Origin of the sequence: Oceanibaculum nanhaiense, from assembly GCF_002148795.1 — a bacterium.
Taxonomy (GTDB): Bacteria; Pseudomonadota; Alphaproteobacteria; order Oceanibaculales; family Oceanibaculaceae; genus Oceanibaculum; species Oceanibaculum nanhaiense.
The window spans coordinates 130,377-146,327 of sequence record NZ_MPOB01000005.1; the positions used below are offsets into that span (position 1 = coordinate 130,377).

Annotated in this window: 12 protein-coding genes and 1 tRNA gene; 6 read left to right on the top strand and 7 right to left on the bottom strand. The window is 65.0% G+C overall.

From position 1 onward, the window contains the following. Position 1 precedes the first annotated feature (1 nt). Positions 2 to 1,189, bottom strand: coding sequence for a glutamine-hydrolyzing carbamoyl-phosphate synthase small subunit (gene carA / locus BKM74_RS10365; RefSeq protein WP_086465644.1), 1,188 nt, complete (start codon positions 1,187 to 1,189; stop codon positions 2 to 4). 226 nt (positions 1,190 to 1,415) lie between these two features. Between carA and BKM74_RS10370 the strand changes: the two genes are divergently transcribed. The 4 genes from BKM74_RS10370 to BKM74_RS10385 all read left to right on the top strand — a co-directional run bounded on the left by BKM74_RS10370 (position 1,416) and on the right by BKM74_RS10385 (position 6,412). Beyond that, a complete protein-coding gene (locus BKM74_RS10370) occupies positions 1,416 to 1,874 on the top strand; it encodes a GatB/YqeY domain-containing protein (RefSeq protein ID WP_086465645.1) in 459 nt (152 codons plus the stop codon). Positions 1,875 to 2,053: 179 nt separating this feature from the next. Then, a complete protein-coding gene (dnaG, locus tag BKM74_RS10375) occupies positions 2,054 to 4,153 on the top strand; it encodes a DNA primase (protein ID WP_086465646.1) in 2,100 nt (699 codons plus the stop codon). Positions 4,154 to 4,224: 71 nt separating this feature from the next. Beyond that, complete coding sequence (gene rpoD / locus BKM74_RS10380; protein ID WP_086465647.1) at positions 4,225 to 6,180, top strand: RNA polymerase sigma factor RpoD; 1,956 nt, start codon at positions 4,225 to 4,227, stop codon at positions 6,178 to 6,180. A gap of 156 nt (positions 6,181 to 6,336) precedes the next feature. Then, a tRNA-Ile gene (locus BKM74_RS10385) sits at positions 6,337 to 6,412 on the top strand. Between the two features lie 74 nt (positions 6,413 to 6,486). Here the strand turns inward: BKM74_RS10385 and katG are convergent. Continuing rightward, positions 6,487 to 8,661 carry a catalase/peroxidase HPI gene (katG, locus tag BKM74_RS10390; RefSeq protein WP_086465648.1) on the bottom strand — a complete coding sequence of 725 codons (2,175 nt, stop codon included), beginning with the start codon at positions 8,659 to 8,661 and terminating at the stop codon, positions 6,487 to 6,489. Positions 8,662 to 8,817: 156 nt separating this feature from the next. Between katG and BKM74_RS10395 the strand changes: the two genes are divergently transcribed. Further along, positions 8,818 to 9,720, top strand: a complete 903-nt coding sequence (locus BKM74_RS10395) for a hydrogen peroxide-inducible genes activator (protein WP_086465649.1) — start codon at positions 8,818 to 8,820, stop codon at positions 9,718 to 9,720. Here BKM74_RS10395 and BKM74_RS10400 read toward each other — a convergent pair. From BKM74_RS10400 to BKM74_RS10420, 5 genes are read right to left on the bottom strand one after another with little or no spacing between them, the layout of a single operon-like run. After that, a complete protein-coding gene (locus BKM74_RS10400) occupies positions 9,683 to 10,459 on the bottom strand; it encodes a GntR family transcriptional regulator (RefSeq protein WP_245825903.1) in 777 nt (258 codons plus the stop codon). The genes BKM74_RS10395 and BKM74_RS10400 overlap by 38 nt on opposite strands. Beyond that, complete coding sequence (locus tag BKM74_RS10405; RefSeq protein WP_086465650.1) at positions 10,456 to 12,129, bottom strand: dipeptide ABC transporter ATP-binding protein; 1,674 nt, start codon at positions 12,127 to 12,129, stop codon at positions 10,456 to 10,458. The genes BKM74_RS10400 and BKM74_RS10405 overlap by 4 nt, the downstream gene beginning before the upstream one ends. Positions 12,130 to 12,143: 14 nt before the next feature. Further along, on the bottom strand, positions 12,144 to 13,031 hold the full coding sequence (locus BKM74_RS10410; protein ID WP_086465651.1) for an ABC transporter permease: 888 nt from the start codon (positions 13,029 to 13,031) through the stop codon (positions 12,144 to 12,146). Positions 13,032 to 13,034: 3 nt separating this feature from the next. Continuing rightward, positions 13,035 to 14,081 carry an ABC transporter permease gene (locus BKM74_RS10415; RefSeq protein ID WP_086465652.1) on the bottom strand — a complete coding sequence of 349 codons (1,047 nt, stop codon included), beginning with the start codon at positions 14,079 to 14,081 and terminating at the stop codon, positions 13,035 to 13,037. Positions 14,082 to 14,096: 15 nt separating this feature from the next. Continuing rightward, positions 14,097 to 15,662, bottom strand: a complete 1,566-nt coding sequence (locus BKM74_RS10420; protein ID WP_245825904.1) for an ABC transporter substrate-binding protein — start codon at positions 15,660 to 15,662, stop codon at positions 14,097 to 14,099. Between BKM74_RS10420 and BKM74_RS18525 the strand changes: the two genes are divergently transcribed. Next, positions 15,661 to 15,930, top strand: coding sequence for a hypothetical protein (locus BKM74_RS18525; protein WP_176342477.1), 270 nt, complete (start codon positions 15,661 to 15,663; stop codon positions 15,928 to 15,930). The two genes, BKM74_RS10420 and BKM74_RS18525, sit on opposite strands and share 2 nt — an antisense overlap. The last annotated feature ends 21 nt before the right edge of the window (positions 15,931 to 15,951 follow it).

A 15,951-nucleotide genomic window follows, 5' to 3' on the forward strand; every position in this document is an offset into this window, starting at 1 on the left:
CTTACTTCCGATCCATCATATCAACGAAGCGCGTGAACAGATAATGGCTGTCGTGGGGGCCGGGGCTGGCCTCCGGATGGTGCTGGACGGAGAAGACCGGCTTGTCCTTCACCTTCAGCCCCTCGACCGTGCCATCGAACAGCGAGATATGGGTGACCTCGACATTGTCGGGCAGCGAATCGGGCAGCACCACGAAACCGTGATTCTGGCTGGTGATCTCCACCTTGCCGGTCTCATTGTCCTTCACCGGATGGTTGGCGCCGCGATGGCCGCGCTCCATCTTGCCGGTCTTGCCGCCCATCGCCAGCGCCAGCATCTGGTGGCCGAGGCAGATGCCGAAGATCGGCATGTCGCGCCGGATCAGTTCCTGGATCACCGGCACGGCGTAGGTGCCGGTCGCCGCCGGGTCGCCCGGCCCGTTGGCCAGGAACACGCCGTCCGGCGCGTGCTGCAGGATGTCCTCGACGGAGGCTGTCGCCGGCACCACCGTGACGTCGCAGCCGGCACTGGCCAGGCAGCGCAGGATATTGCGCTTGGCGCCGTAATCGATGGCGACCACCTTCTTCTTCGCGTCGGTCAGCGCGCCATAGCCTTCCGGCCGGTCGCCTTCCGCGAAGGCCCAGCGGGTCTCCTCCCACTTATAGGTCTGGCGGCAGGACACTTCCTTGGCGAGGTCCATCCCTTCCAGCCCCGGCCATTCGGCGGCCAGCCGGTGCAGTTCGGCGATATCCAGATTGCCGTCGGGGGCGTGGCACAGCGCCCCGTTGGGGGCGCCCTCATCGCGGATGCGGCGGGTCAGCTTGCGGGTGTCGATGCCGCTGATGCCCGGCAGGTCGTGGCTTTTCAGCCAGTCGTCCAGATGCCGCGTGGCGCGGTAGTTCGACGGATCGGTGATGGCGGCGCGCAGCACCAGGCCGCGTGCCGGCGGGGTGATCGTCTCGATGTCGGCGTCATTGGCGCCGACATTGCCAATATGCGGGAAGGTGAAGGTGATGATCTGGCCGGCATAAGACGGGTCCGTCAGAATCTCCTGATAGCCCGTCAGGGAGGTGTTGAAGCAGACCTCGCCCACCTTGGTGGTGGCGGCACCCAGTCCGTACCCCCAGAAAACCGTCCCGTCGGCGAGCACCAGCGCCGCCGTCGCCCCCTCTGGCCGGGGCGGGACGTTGGAACCATATTGATTTGGCATCGGGCCTATCCTATATCGAGCGCCCGCGCACCGCGGATGTTGCGGGCGCACGAATGGCAGCGGCGGGCAAATTGCCGGAGTGATAAGCAAATCGCGTGCCGCCGTCAAGTGTTGAGAAATAAAATTTTCTCAACAAAACCAAAGAGTTGGTAATTTTTATCAATTTGCACGGTAGGCAGTTTTGCATTACCGTCGCATGACTTCGCCAATGAATGCGAGGAACTTAATGCTTCGCCAACGACTTAACGAATCGCTTAAAGAAGCGATGAAGGCGCGTGATGCACGCGCCGTGTCCACCCTACGGCTCATTCTGGCAGCTCTGAAGGACCGCGACATTTGCGCGCGGGGCCGCGGCAATGTCGATGGTATCGACGAGGTCGAGATCCAGCAGATGCTGCAGAGCATGGTGAAACAGCGCCATGACTCCATCGAGATGTATGAGCGTGGCGGCCGCTGCGAGCTTGCCGAGCAGGAACGCGGCGAGATCACGATCATCCAGAAATTCCTGCCGCGCCAGCTTGACGAGTCGGAGTTGACCGAAGTGGTGGAGAAGGCGATCAGCGATGTCCAGCCTGCCGGTGTGAAGGATATGGGCAAGGTCATGGCCTTCCTGAAGCAGAATTATCCGGGCCAGATGGATTTCGGCAAGGCGTCCGGCATGGTGCGCGGCCATCTGACGGCCTGATCGCGTCCGACTGCTTTTCGCTTGAAGCCCCCGGCCTGTCCGGGGGCTTCGACGTTTCCGCGCCCTGTTGGCGAGCATACTGACTCGCACGCGGGCCGAATCGGCGTATGATAGCGCCCGCATCTTGGCACGGTGTCGATCAACGACCGCAAAACGCTGTGACGAACCGCTGGGATTAGATGTCTTTTCCACCCGAATTCCTGAACGAATTGCGCGACCGGCTGGCGGTGTCCGAGATCGTCGGGCAGCGTGTCCGGCTGCAGCGCAAAGGCCGGGAATTCCAGGGGCTGTGCCCGTTTCACAACGAGAAGACGCCCTCCTTCACCGTCAATGACGACAAGGGCTTCTACCATTGCTTCGGCTGCGGGGCGCATGGCGACGTCATCACCTTTGCCATGAACACCGAGGCGCTGAGCTTCCCGGAAGCGGTCGAGAAGCTGGCCCAGATCGCGGGTCTGCAGGTGCCGGCCCAGCATCCGGACGATCGGGCGCGCGACCAGAAGCGCCGCACGCTGGAAGAGGTGATGGAGGCGGCCTGCCGCTGGTACGAGCGCAATCTGCGCCTGCCGGTCGGCAAGCAGGCGATGGAATATCTGAAGGGCCGTGGTCTCGACGAGGCGACGCTGAAGCGCTTCCGCCTTGGTTACGCACCGAACGAGCGCAGCGCACTGAAGGCGCATCTGGTCGCCGAAGGCTTCGAGGAATCGCTGATTATTGAGGGCGGGCTGCACAAGCCGGCCGAGGAGGCCGGCGACCGGCCGGGTGAGCGCGCCCGCGGTGCCATCGATTATTTCCGGGATCGCGTCATCTTCCCGATCACCGACCGGCGCGGCCGGGTCATCGGCTTCGGCGGCCGCGTCATGGGGGACGGCCAGCCCAAGTATCTGAATTCGCCGGAAACCCCGCTGTTCCACAAGGGCCGGGTGCTCTATGGCCTGGCCCAGGCGCGCGAGGCGGCGGGCAAGGCCGGCAGCGTGCTGGTGACCGAGGGCTATATGGATGTGATCGGCCTCGCCATGGGCGGGTTCGATTATGCGGTGGCGCCGCTGGGCACGGCGCTGACCGAGGAGCAGATCCTGCAGCTGTGGAAGCTGGCGCCGGAGCCGGTACTGTGCTTCGACGGCGATTCCGCCGGACAGCGTGCCGCCGCCCGCGCGGCGGAGCGCGCCCTGCCGCTGCTGAAACCGGGCTTTTCCCTGCGCTTCGTCACCTTGCCGGCGAAGGAAGACCCGGACAGCCTGATCCGCACGCAAGGCCCAGCCGCCATGCGCCGGCTGATCGACGAGGCGGCCCCGCTGGTCACGGCGCTGTGGCGCAGCGAGCGTTCGAAGCTGCACAGCGAGACGCCGGAACAGCTCGCCCTGCTACGCCAGACCCTGGAAGAGCATGCGGCGAAGATCGCCGACCGCACGGTGCAGGGCTTCTATCGCACCGCCCTGCTGCGGCAGATGGAGGAGGCCTATCCGGCCCTGGCAGGCATCGGGGCGGCGCAGCCGGTACCGGCTCAAAGAGGGCCGGCGTCCCACGGTGAAGCGGCCCAAGGCGGTTCAGACGCTGATCTTGGCGGCTATCGCCAGGGCTATGGCGACGGGTATGAGGACGGCCATCTGCTGGGCTACCGGCGTGGCTGGCGCGACCGGCCGGGCGGCAAGTACAATCCGCGTGCCCGCCGGAAAGAGCCGGAAACCCAGGCTGATCTGGCGGCAAAACATATCGAGCGCACCGGCAGCCGGCGCTTCGCCTTTGCCCTGCGCTCGCGCCGGGCCGAGCAGATTGTTCTGGCCGCGCTGATCAATCACCCGCAGCTGATCGACGAGTTTTCGGAGGTCATCTCGATGCTTCCTTTCGAGGATGCCGAGCTTGACAGGCTGCGGGGGGAGATTCTACACGTGCCCGCTAGCGTTTCCGACCTTGACGTTCCGCATGTCGAGAGCCACCTAATTGCGCAGGGTTATGCCACGACCCTGGAGCGGCTGCGGTCGCCCGAGGTCGAGGAGACGGCCCGTTTTACAGGCGCCTCGGTTTCGGCCGACAGGGCGCGAAGTGTGCTTCAGGAATTGCTGTCGCGGGCATCCGCGCTAGCCGGACTTGAGGCGCAGTTGGTGGAGGCCCAGGCGGCCCTTGCCGACGAGATGACCGAGGAAAACTGGACGCGTATGGAGTCGCTGAGGCAAGCCTTGCAGGAGCTCGTCACTGGTCCAACCTTTGACGATCAGGCTTTTGCCATTGAAAGCGCGAGACAGCGCAACGGCGATCGCGGGTCCGGTCAGCAGTCTTAGTTGTGGGAATGGTGCGGCGGATGCTGGGGGGTGTCCGTTCCGCATATGTTTTATCGAGAGGGCAGTAGCGAATGGCAACCAAACCGGCGACGACCGACGATAAGGACGATTCCCGCGACGATCAGAATGATGCGCCGCTGATCGACAATATCGGTGCCGCTGTGAAGCGTCTTATCCAGAAGGGTAAGGAGCGCGGCTATATCACCTATGATGAGCTGAACGCGGCGCTTCCGTCCGACCAGATGTCGTCGGAGCAGATCGAAGACATCATGACCCAGCTCTCCGAGATGGGCGTGAACGTCATTGACGACGAGGACAAGGAAGAGCGCGAAGAGCGCAGCCCCGCCGGCGATGACGATGAAGAGGTCGTGAAGGGCGGCAATATCGACGACGACGATATCGGCCGCACCGACGATCCGGTGCGCATGTATCTGCGCGAGATGGGCTCGGTCGAGCTGCTGTCGCGCGAGGGCGAGATCGCCATCGCCAAGCGCATCGAGGCCGGCCGCGAGGCGATGATCGGCGGCATCTGCGAAAGCCCGCTGACCTTCGATGCCATCCTGGCCTGGCGCGATGCGCTGCTCGATGGCCGCATCCTGCTGCGCGATATCATCGATCTGGACGCGACCTACGGCGCCGGCCCGGAGGCTGAAGAGGCCACCGAAGGCGACGCTGCCGAAGAGGGCGAGCCCGCTGCCGCCAAGGAAAATCAGCCGGAAGGCGAGACGGAAGAGAGCGAAGAAGGCGACGAGGACGACAACACCATGTCGCTCTCGGCCATGGAAGCCGAGCTGAAGCCGATCGTGCTGGAGCAGCTCGACCAGATCGCCGAATCCTATGGCAAGCTGCAGAAGCTGCAGGAGCGACGCCTGCTGAAGATCCAGAAGGGCGAGGCGCTGACCAAGCAGTCCGAGGCCAAGTACGAGCAGCAGCGCTCCGAACTGGTCGAGATGATGAACAAGATCCGGCTGAACAACGGCCGGATCGAAGCGCTGATGGAGCAGATCTACGAGCTCAATCGCCGCCTGACCGGGCTGGAAGGCCGCATCCTGCGCCTGGCCGAGACCGCCGGCGTGAAGCGCCCGGACTTCCTGAAGGCCTATTTCGGTAACGAGCTCGACCCCAACTGGCTCGACTCGCTGGCCGGCCGGTCCAAGGCCTGGGACAAGTTCCTGGCCGCCCAGCGCGAGGATGCGCAGCATCTGCGCCAGCTGGTCGCCGATATCTCCTCGGAGGCGGCACTGCCGATCGGCGAGTTCCGCCGCATCGTGCAGACCGTGCAGAAGGGCGAGCGCGAGGCCAGCCGGGCGAAGAAGGAAATGGTCGAGGCCAACCTGCGTCTCGTCATCTCCATCGCCAAGAAATACACCAACCGCGGCCTGCAGTTCCTGGACCTGATCCAGGAAGGCAATATCGGCCTGATGAAGGCGGTGGATAAGTTCGAATACCGCCGCGGCTACAAGTTCTCGACCTATGCCACTTGGTGGATCCGGCAGGCGATAACCCGCTCCATCGCCGACCAGGCCCGCACAATCCGCATCCCGGTGCATATGATCGAGACGATCAACAAGCTGGTGCGCACCAGCCGCCAGATGCTGCACGAGATCGGCCGCGAGCCGACGCCGGAGGAGCTGGCAGAGAAGCTGGCCATGCCGCTGGAGAAGGTGCGCAAGGTGCTGAAGATCGCCAAGGAGCCGATCTCCCTCGAAACCCCGATTGGCGACGAGGAAGACAGCCATCTGGGTGACTTCATCGAGGACAAGAACGCGATCCTGCCGGTCGATGCGGCGATCCAGGCGAATTTGCGCGAGACCACGACGCGCGTGCTGTCCAGCCTGACGCCGCGCGAGGAGCGCGTGCTGCGCATGCGCTTCGGCATCGGCATGAACACCGACCACACGCTGGAAGAGGTCGGCCAGCAATTCTCGGTCACCCGCGAGCGTATCCGCCAGATCGAGGCGAAGGCGCTGCGCAAGCTGAAGCACCCGAGCCGCAGCCGCAAGCTGCGCAGCTTCCTGGATACCTGAGAATCCTGATCCGGCTGCAATCGAAGAACCCGCCGCGCTTCCCGCCGGCGGGTTCTTTGTTGGCGCGTGGCCGTCTGGCGGGTGTCCGGTACGCGCCTCGGTTGACGGCGCCCGTCCCATGCGGGATAAAGCCGGACAAGGCGCTTGCCACCTTACGGGCCTGTAGTTCAGCGGTTAGAACCCGCCGCTCATAACGGCGTTGTCGCAGGTTCGAATCCTGCCGGGCCCACCATTCTCTTCCGTGAACATCGCAAAGAAAAACCGGCCGCCGCGGGATGCGGCGACCGGCTTTCAGGGCTGGTCCGCTTACGCGATGTCGAAGCGGCCGGCGTTCATCATCTTCGTCCAGGCGGCGACGAAGTCCTTCACGAACTTCTCCTTGCCGTCATCCTGGGCATAGACTTCGGCATAGGCCCGCAGTACCGCGTTCGAGCCGAACACCAGATCGACTCGGGTTGCCGTCCATTTCGCCTGGCCGGTCTTGCGCTCGACGATCTCGTACAGGTTCTTGCCCGTCGGCTTCCAGCTATAGGCCATGTCGGTCAGGACGGTGAAGAAGTCGGTCGTCAGCGCACCGACGCGGTCGGTGAAGACGCCATGCCTGCTGCCGCCATGGTTGGCGCCGATGACGCGCATGCCGCCGACCAGCGCCGTCATCTCATGGGCGGTCAGGCCCATCAGCTGCGTGCGGTCGAGCAGCAGCTCCTCCGCACTGACGGCATAATCCTTCTTCAGCCAGTTGCGGTAGCCATCATGGATCGGCTCCAGCGGCTCGAAGGATTCGGCGTCGGTCATCGCGTCGGTCGCGTCGCCACGGCCCGGCGAGAACGGCACCTCGATGGCGACGCCGGCCGCCTTGGCCGCCTGCTCGACACCGACATTGCCGGCCAGCACGATCACGTCGGCGACGCTGGCACCGCTCTGGGCGGCGATGCCCTCCAGGACACCCAGCACCTTCTTCAGCCGGGCCGGCTCATTGCCTTCCCAATCCTTCTGCGGGGCCAGGCGGATGCGCGCACCGTCGGTACCGCCGCGCATGTCGGAACCTCGATAGGTGCGCGCGCTGTCCCAGGCGGTGGTAACCATCTCGCTGACCGACAGGCCGCTGGCCGCGATCTTCGCCTTCACCGCCTTCACGTCATAGCCGGTGGGGCCGACCGGGACGGGGTCCTGCCAGATCAGGTCTTCTTGCGGCACGTCGGGGCCGAAATAGCGCTGCTTCGGACCCATGTCGCGGTGGGTCAGCTTGAACCAGGCGCGGGCGAAGGCGTCCGACAAGGCGTCGAAATCCTTGTAGAACCGCTCCGAGATTTCCCGATAGGCCGGGTCCATCTTCATCGCCATGTCGGCATCGGTCATGATCGGCATGCAGCGGATCGAGGGATCCTCGACATCGACCGGCATGTCTTCCGGCTTGATGTCGATCGGTTGCCACTGCCAGGCACCGGCCGGGCTCTTCTTCAGCTCCCACTCATAGTTCAGCAGCAGGTGGAAATAGCCATTGTCCCAGCGGGTCGGGTGGGTAGTCCAGGCGCCCTCGATGCCGCTGGTCACGGTGTTGCGGCCGATGCCCCGGCTGGTCTTGTTGTTCCAGCCCAGACCCTGCTCCTCGACGCTGGCCGACTCCGGATCGGGGCCGAGCAGCGCCGCATCGCCATTGCCGTGGGTCTTGCCGACGGTGTGGCCGCCGGCGGTCAGGGCGACGGTTTCCTCATCATCCATCGCCATGCGCTTGAAGGTTTCGCGCACCTGGGCGGCGGTCTTCAGCGGGTCCGGCTGGCCGTTCACGCCTTCCGGGTTCACATAGATCAGGCCCATCTGCACGGCGGCCAGTGGGTTTTCCATCGTCGCCGGATCATCGACGCTGCCATAGCGGCCATCGCTGGGGGCGAGCCATTCCTTCTCGGCACCCCAATAGACGTCCTTTTCCGGGTGCCAGATATCCTCGCGACCAAAGCCGAAGCCGAAGGTCTTCAGCCCCATCGACTCATAGGCGATGGTGCCGGCGAGCACGAGCAGGTCGGCCCAGCTGACCTTGTTGCCGTACTTCTTCTTGATCGGCCACAGCAGGCGCCGCGCCTTGTCGAGATTCACATTGTCGGGCCAGGAATTCAGCGGTGCGAAGCGCTGGTTGCCGGTGCCGCCGCCACCGCGGCCATCGGCCAGCCGGTAGGAGCCGGCGGCGTGCCAGGACATGCGGATCATCAGCCCGCCATAATGACCCCAGTCGGCCGGCCACCAATCCTGGCTGTCGGTCATCAGCGCGTGCAAATCCTTCTTCAGCGCCGCGACATCAAGCTTCTTCAGCTCCTCGCGGTAGTTGAAGCCCTGTCCCATCGGGTTGGTCTTGCTGTCATGCTGGTGAAGAATGTCGAGGTTCAGCGCGTTCGGCCACCAGGACATGACCGAGGTGCCGGTGGCGGTATTACCGCCATGCATCACCGGGCATTTGCCGGCAGCTCCCTTGCTTGGTGCGTTCATCTTTTCTCTCCGACGCTTGGTTCGCGGAATTGCGGGAAATTCGTCATTCAGCTTAAGGACGCCCTTGCTGTCCGCCGCTTCCTTGCATCTGGAGTATGATCGAGTTCATTCATAAGATAAAATTGCATTTTCAAATTTACATGATATGAAAAACTTATGATTGATATTTCCATGAAACATCTGCGCTATTTCGAGGCGCTGGCGCAGCACCGGCATTTCGGCCGCGCCGCCGAGGCCTGCTCCATCTCGCAACCGGCCCTGTCGCTGCAGGTGAAGGAGCTGGAGGAGATCGTCGGCGCGCCGCTGGTGGAGCGGGGCACGCGGCAGATTCGCCTGACCGGTCTGGGGGAAAGCTTCGCGGCCCGCGCGCGCATCATCCTGCGCGCGGTGGAGGAGCTGGGCGATCTCGCCCGCGCCTCGCACAGGCCGTTCACCGGGCAACTGCGCCTCGGGGTCATCCCGACGGTGGCGCCCTATCTACTGCCCTCCGTCATCAACAGCCTGACGCAGCGTTATCCGGCGCTGGATCTTCTGCCGCGCGAATCGACGACGCAAAGGCTGATCGGCGAGTTGATGAACGGAAGGCTGGACGCGGCGATCCTGGCCTTGCCGGTGTCGGAACCGGCCCTGACGGCGGTTTCGTTGTTCGAGGAGGAATTCTTCCTGGTGCGCCCGCAGGCCGATGCGGGCAAGCCGGTGCCCAGCGCCGAGATGCTGCAGGATATGCGGCTGCTGCTGCTGGAGGAGGGGCACTGCTTCCGCGATCAGGCGATTTCCTTCTGCAAGATATCGGTCTCGCCGTCGCACGATCTGATCGAGGGAAACTCGCTCTCGACGCTGGTACAGATGGTCGGTGCCGGGATTGGCGTCACCCTCATCCCCGAGATGGCGGTTCCGGTCGAGACGCGCTCGGCGCCGGTTTCTGTTGTCCGCCTGGCACCGCCCCGGCCCAGCCGGACGATCGGCATGGTCTGGCGCAAGACCAACCCGCTTGCGGATGAACTCGTCCAGATTGCCGGGGTTATCCGCGCGGCCGGGACAGGCAGGCTCGCGGCCTGATCGGTTCCCCCTTCAGGCCGATTTCCGCATCGGAGGAATCCAGAGGCTGGGAGAGGTGCCTGTCGCTCAGGAAACTGGCGCTGACGAAGCTGGCGCTGGCGGCGCTGACCACGATGACATGCGCGCGGGCGGCCTGGGCGGCGGTTTCCGCGTCGCCGCGCAGGATGGCGGTGACGATGGCATCATGTTCGTCCCAGCTTTTGTGCAGGCGGCCCAGCACATGGAACTGGGCGCGGCGGAACGGCGCCAGCCGGCTGCGCGTGGAACTCACCAGATCGGCCAGATAGCCGGAATGGCAGCCCTCATAGATCAGCCCGTGGAACTGCATGTTGAAGGCGGCATATTCTTCCTGTGCGCTGGCGCGCACCAACTCCGCCGAGTGCTGGTGCAGATCGGAAAGCGCCCGGCGCTCGCCGGCACTCATGCGCTGCGCGGCCAGCCGGGCGCAGGCCGATTCCAGCTCGGCCATCGCCTCGAACATCTCGGTCAGCTGCTGGTCGGTGATGGTGGCGACGACGCAGCCGCGATTGGGCCGGCGCTTTGCCAGCCCCATGGCGCAGAGCTGGCCCAGCGCCTCGCGTACCGGTGTGCGCGACACGCCGAAACGGTCGGCCAGCCCCGGCTCGTCCAGCTTTTCGCCGGGCGGCAGCAGCCCCTTCACGATATCGTCGGCCAGCGCGCGCACCATCTCGTCCACCGTGGTGCCGGCGCGCAGCAGGGCGCGCTTTTGCTGCATCATGCGGGCAATTCCTCCCCCTGCCTGGTCCCCCGGTGAATTTCCGGCGGGTGGGGGATGGCGTCAAGCAGCATACGGGTATAGGCGTCGGCCGGCGCGCGCAGCACGCTTTCGGTGTCGCCCTCCTCGACGATGCGGCCCTGGCGCATGACCATGACGCGGTCGCAGATCAGCCGCACCACGTTCAGATCGTGGCTGATGAACAGATAGCTGATGCCCAGCTCGACCTTCAGATCGGCCAGCAAATTCAGCACCACCGCCTGCACCGAGACATCGAGCGCCGCCGTCGGCTCGTCCAGGATGACCAGCTTTGGGTTCAGGGCAATGGCCCGCGCGATGCCGACGCGCGCCTTCTGCCCGCCGGACAGCTGATGCGGAAAGCGGTCCAGCAACTCGCCCGGGAGGCCGACCAGCCGGGCCAGCTCCTCGACGCGCTGGCGGGCGGCGTCGGCGCCCTTCATGCCGCCCAGCAGGAACAGCGGGTCGGCGATGGAGCGGAAGGCGCTCCAGCGCGGATTCAGGCTGTCGGTCGGGTCCTGGAAGACCATCTGCAGCTTGCCGCGCAACGGCGTGCGGGCAAAGCGGGCCGCGGGAATTGCAGCGATATCCGCGCCATCGAAGCGAATGGCGCCGCTGGTCGGGTCGAGCAGCCGCATCACCATGGCCGAGGTGGTGGATTTTCCGCAGCCGCTTTCGCCGACCAGCCCCAGGCTCTCGCCCTCATGCACGGTGAAGGAGATGCCGTCCACCGCCCGGAAGGCCGGGCTGTCGCCGCGCGCCGGGAACTGCTTCACCAGGTCGCGCACCTCCAGCAGCGGTTTGCCGCGCGGCACGGCGACGGGGGCCGGTCGGGATTCCGGCAGCAGGTCGCGGATCTTCGAATCGAGCCGCGGCGTGGCGCGCAGCAGGCGCTGTGTATAGGCGTGGGCGGGCCGGTCGAACAGGCTTGCGGTGCGCGCCGCCTCGACGATCCGGCCTTTCTCCATGACCACGATGCGGTCGCAATAGGCGGCGGCCAGTCCCAGGTCGTGGGTGATCAGGATGGTGGACATGCCGCGCGCGCGCGTCAGCTCGCGCATCAGATCCATCACCGTTTTCTGCGTGGTCACGTCCAGGCCGGTGGTCGGCTCGTCGGCGATCAGCAGCTGCGGCCGGCAGGCGAGTGCTATGGCGATGACGATACGCTGGCACATGCCGCCAGACAGCTCGAACGGGTAGGCGCTGTAGCGCTCCTCCGGATTGGCGATCTTCACCGCGCGCAGCATCTCGATGGCGGCCTTTTTCGCGGTCGCGCGCACCGCCAGCGCATGCTCGATCAGCACATCCTCGATCTGCCGGCCAACAGTGCGGATCGGGTTCAGCGCGGCGCGCGGGTTCTGGAACACCATCGACATTTCGCGGCCGCGCAGCTCGGCCATCACCTTCTCCGGGGCATCATGCACCGCCACGCCGCCGAAAGTGATACTGCCCTCGGCGATGCGGCCGGCGCGGTCGAGGATGCGCATGACGGCGTAGGAGGTGACCGACTTGCCGGAGCCGGATTCGCCGACGATGCCCAGCGTCTCGCCCTTACCGACAGAGATGCTGATGCGCTCGATGGCGCGCACCGCGCCGTTTCGCGTGGCGAACTCCACCGTCAGGTCGCGGACATCAAGCAGCGGGATGGCGTTCATGGCGTGACCCTTCCTCAGGTGCGGCGCTGCGGATCGACGAGGTCGCGCAGCCCGTCGCCCATCAGGTTGAAGGTAAAGACCGCCAGCATCAGGGCGGCACCGGGGAACAGCGCCAGCCACCATTCGCCGGACACAATGAAATTGGCGCCCTCGGCAACCATGATGCCCCATTCCGGTGTTGGCGGGCGCACGCCAAGGCCAATGAAGGACAGGCCGGCGGCGTTCAGGATCGCCCAGCCCATGTTCAGCGAGATCTGCACCATCATCGGCGGCAGCGAGTTCGGGAAGATATGCACCGCCAGCACGCGCAGGTCGCTGTTGCCCGACAGCTTGGCGGCCTGCACGAAGCCGGCCTCGCGGCGGATGTTCACCTCGGCGCGGGCCATCCGGGCATAGAAGGGCAAATTGATGATGGCGGTGGCGTAGATCACGTTCTCGATGGTGTTGCCCGCCGCCGCCACGATGCCCATCGCCAGCACGAAAAGCGGGAAAGCCATGATGGTATCCAGGCAGCGCCCGACGATGCGGTCGGTCCAGCCGCCATAATAGCCGGCCAGCGAGCCCAGCGCGGAGCCCGCCACGAAGGACAGTGCCACGGCGGCGACGGAGATCGACAGATCCAGCCTGGTCGCAACAACGACGCGGGAGAACACGTCGCGGCCCAGATGGTCGGTGCCGAACCAGTGGTTCCAGGAAGGTGGCTGCAGCGCGCTCGCCCCGTCGGTCGCCAGCGGGTCATAGGGCACCAGTGCCGGCCCGAACAAGGCCGCCAGTACGAACAGCGCGGCCAGCGCGAAGGCGAAGGCTGTCACCGGGTTGCTGGCCAGCACATAGCGGAAATGCCGCCAGAAACTGTTGCGCCGCACGGCGGGAGCAGGGGCCGGTTCGGTCAGCGTGGTCATGGCTCAGTCCTCCAGCCGCAGGCGCGGATCGACCAGCGTGTAGATGATATCGATGGCGAGGTTCAGGGTGACGAACAGCAGCGCCATCGCCAGCACGAAGCCCTGCACGGCGGCATAGTCGGAGACCACCAGCGCCTCGATGGCGTAAGAGCCGATGCCAGGCCAGGCGAACACTTTCTCGACCAGCACATTGGCGCCCAGCGCGAAGGAGAACACCATGCCCAGCGTGGTGATGATCGGCAGCATCGCATTGCGGAAGCCATAGCCGAACAGCACCTTGCGGCGCGACAGGCCGGCGGCGCGCGCGGTGCGGATGAAGTCGCTGCCCAGCACCTGCAGCATCGCCGCGCGGGTCATCCGGGCGATGGGCGCCAGCGTGAACAGCGCCAGCGTCAGCGCTGGCAGGGCGATATGGGCGAGCGCGCTGGCGAAGGCGCCGGGATCGCCAGCAAGGATGGAATCGATGGTGTAGAAGCCGGTCACATGATCGGGCGGCAGATAGAGGATATCGAGCCGCCCCATCGGCGGCGGCGCCCAGCCCAGCAGGTAATAGAACAGATAGACCAGCGCGAGGCCGGTGAAGAAGGTCGGCAGCGACACGCCGGCGGTGACCACGAAGCGGCACAGATGATCGACCCAGCTGTCCGGCCGGGTCGAGGCCAGCACGCCCAGCGGCACGGCGACGGCGATGGAGACCAGCAGGGCGATCAGCGTCAGCTCCACCGAGGCGGGCAGGCGGGTCGTGATCTCGTACAGCACCGGCTGGCCGGTCGAGATCGACATGCCAAGGTCGCCGGTCGCGAGGTCGCCGAGATAGGCCAGGAACTGCACCGGCAAGGGCCGGTCGAGGCCCAGCTGCTTGCGGATTTCCGCGATCGAGGCCTCATCGGCGGCGGGGCCGGCGAAATAGACCGCCGGATCGCCGGGCAGCGCGCGGGTCAGCAGGAAGGTGACGATCACGATGCCCGCGAGGGCGGGCACCGCCTGTAACAGGCGGCGCCCGACCAGCCGGACCTTGGGTGGCATGGCCACGGGGATGGAAATGGCCATGGGTCCGGCCCTCCGTTACGCGGTCTTGAAGGTGAGGCTGCGCACGTCCGGCATGCGGTGGAACCAGAACTCATAGCCCTCCACGCCCGGCCGCATGGCGCTGTCGAGATAGGGCTGGTACAGCGGGATGCGCGGCACGTCGTCGATTGCCTTGGCGATCATGCGCCGGATCTTCGGCGCATAGTCCGGGTTATCCATCGGCATGTGCAGCGTCTCGTTGATCAGCTGCATCATCTCCGCATCGTCATAGTTCGAGGCGTTGAACAGATTGCCCTTCACATAGGCCCAGAAGAAATAATAGTCGGGCGTGTTCAGCCAGCCGCCGAAATTGTCCAGCAGCAGCGGCAGCTTCTTCTCGACCAGCGCCACGGTGCGCCAGTTGGCGCCCGGAATCTTGTCGATCGTCGCCTTGATGCCGATCTTCGCCAGCCCTTCCTGGATCAGCAGGGCCGTCGGCTCGCCCCAGGAAGCGGTGCCAAGGTCGAACGACAGCGGCACCTCGAAGCCGTCCTTGTAGGGCGTCTGGGCCAGCAGTTCCTTCGCCTTGTCGTAATCGGTGGTGTAGGGGAAGGGCTGCGGCCAGGCGATGTCGGTCGGCTCCGCGCTGGCACCGCCCCACATCTTGGCGCCGCGTTCATAGGCGGCGTTCTTGTGGATTTCCTCATAGGGCACGGCATAGGCAATGGCCTGGCGCACCAGCTTGTTCTTGAACGGCTCGAAGATCAGGTTCGGGCACAGCACATGCAGGCAGTTCTCGATCGGCGTGCCGACCACCTTCACGGTTTTCAGAGCCGCCAGTTCCTTCGCGTCCTTCGGCGGGATGTCGTGCGACAGATGCACGTCGCCGCGCTCGATCAGCGCGCGCCGGGTCGATTGCGAGGGGATTTCGCGGATGATGATGCGCTTGGCCGCCGGCAGCGGGCCACCCTTCCAGGAATCGTTGCGGGTATAGACCAGCTGCTGGCCGGAATCCCAGCGCTCCACCTTGTAGGCGCCGGAGCCGGCCGGGGTGCGATGCAGATACTCCATCGCCCAGGGGTCCTTCTCCGTCGCGTTCGCCTTGGCGACCTTCGAATTGATGATGAAGGGCACCGGCACGGCGAGGTCGGGCAGGGTCAGCTTCGACTGCCGCAGGAAGTTGATCTTGAAGGTCTTGGCGTCGATCACCTCGAACTGTGCCGGCTTTTCCAGCGAGCCGGCCCGCATCTGCACGGTCGGGAAACCACCGACGGAGACGGCGCGGTCGAGCGACCATTTCACATCCTCGGCTGTGACCGGGCTGCCGTCCCAGAAGGTGGCGTCCTTCAGCTTGAAGGTGACGGAATTGCCGTCCGGCGCGATCTCCCAGCTTTCCGCCAGCTCGCCTTGCAGGGTCGAATAATCGTAGCTGAGCGACCCGTCCGGCATGGTCTTGGTGCCGAAGGTCAGCAGCCGGTCATAGCAATTGACGGCGACCTGATAGCTCGGCCGGTTGGTGCCGGTGCGGTGCAGATCCAGGCTGTTGATGGTGGTGCCGGTGACCACCACCAGCGTATCGGCCGTTGCGGCGGCGGCAGGCAGGACTTTGAGGAAAGGCAGCATGCCTGCGCTCAACGCACCGGTGCTCAGCGCCAGGGTGGAACTGGCCTTGAGAAAGGCTCTCCTGTTCATGATCGATTATCCTTCGACAGTGGGACTGCCGAAGTGCATGCACTTTCTGGGCCATTCTGATTTGGCAAGTTTTATTTTTTATAAACAAAAGGATAAGTCGGATAAGCAGGGCGAAGAAGAGTCGCCGCAGAAAGGTAGTGCAAAAAAAATAGCCCCATTTCCCAATGAGGCTATTTTTTGGGCATTCGTGACGCCCTGACAGCACGCCGCTCACAGCCGC

Excerpts from the sequence above, each read along its gene's own strand:
- carA (WP_086465644.1), bottom strand. The coding sequence starts at position 1,189 with ATGCCAAATCAATATGGTTCCAACGTCCCGCCCCGGCCAGAGGGGGCG.
- BKM74_RS10370 (WP_086465645.1), top strand. The coding sequence starts at position 1,416 with ATGCTTCGCCAACGACTTAACGAATCGCTTAAAGAAGCGATGAAGGCG.
- dnaG (WP_086465646.1), top strand. The coding sequence starts at position 2,054 with ATGTCTTTTCCACCCGAATTCCTGAACGAATTGCGCGACCGGCTGGCG.
- rpoD (WP_086465647.1), top strand. The coding sequence starts at position 4,225 with ATGGCAACCAAACCGGCGACGACCGACGATAAGGACGATTCCCGCGAC.
- katG (WP_086465648.1), bottom strand. The coding sequence starts at position 8,661 with ATGAACGCACCAAGCAAGGGAGCTGCCGGCAAATGCCCGGTGATGCAT.
- BKM74_RS10395 (WP_086465649.1), top strand. The coding sequence starts at position 8,818 with ATGATTGATATTTCCATGAAACATCTGCGCTATTTCGAGGCGCTGGCG.
- BKM74_RS10400 (WP_245825903.1), bottom strand. The coding sequence starts at position 10,459 with ATGATGCAGCAAAAGCGCGCCCTGCTGCGCGCCGGCACCACGGTGGAC.
- BKM74_RS10405 (WP_086465650.1), bottom strand. The coding sequence starts at position 12,129 with ATGAACGCCATCCCGCTGCTTGATGTCCGCGACCTGACGGTGGAGTTC.
- BKM74_RS10410 (WP_086465651.1), bottom strand. The coding sequence starts at position 13,031 with ATGACCACGCTGACCGAACCGGCCCCTGCTCCCGCCGTGCGGCGCAAC.
- BKM74_RS10415 (WP_086465652.1), bottom strand. The coding sequence starts at position 14,081 with ATGGCCATTTCCATCCCCGTGGCCATGCCACCCAAGGTCCGGCTGGTC.
- BKM74_RS18525 (WP_176342477.1), top strand. The coding sequence starts at position 15,661 with ATGCCTGCGCTCAACGCACCGGTGCTCAGCGCCAGGGTGGAACTGGCC.
- BKM74_RS10420 (WP_245825904.1), bottom strand. The coding sequence starts at position 15,662 with ATGCTGCCTTTCCTCAAAGTCCTGCCTGCCGCCGCCGCAACGGCCGAT.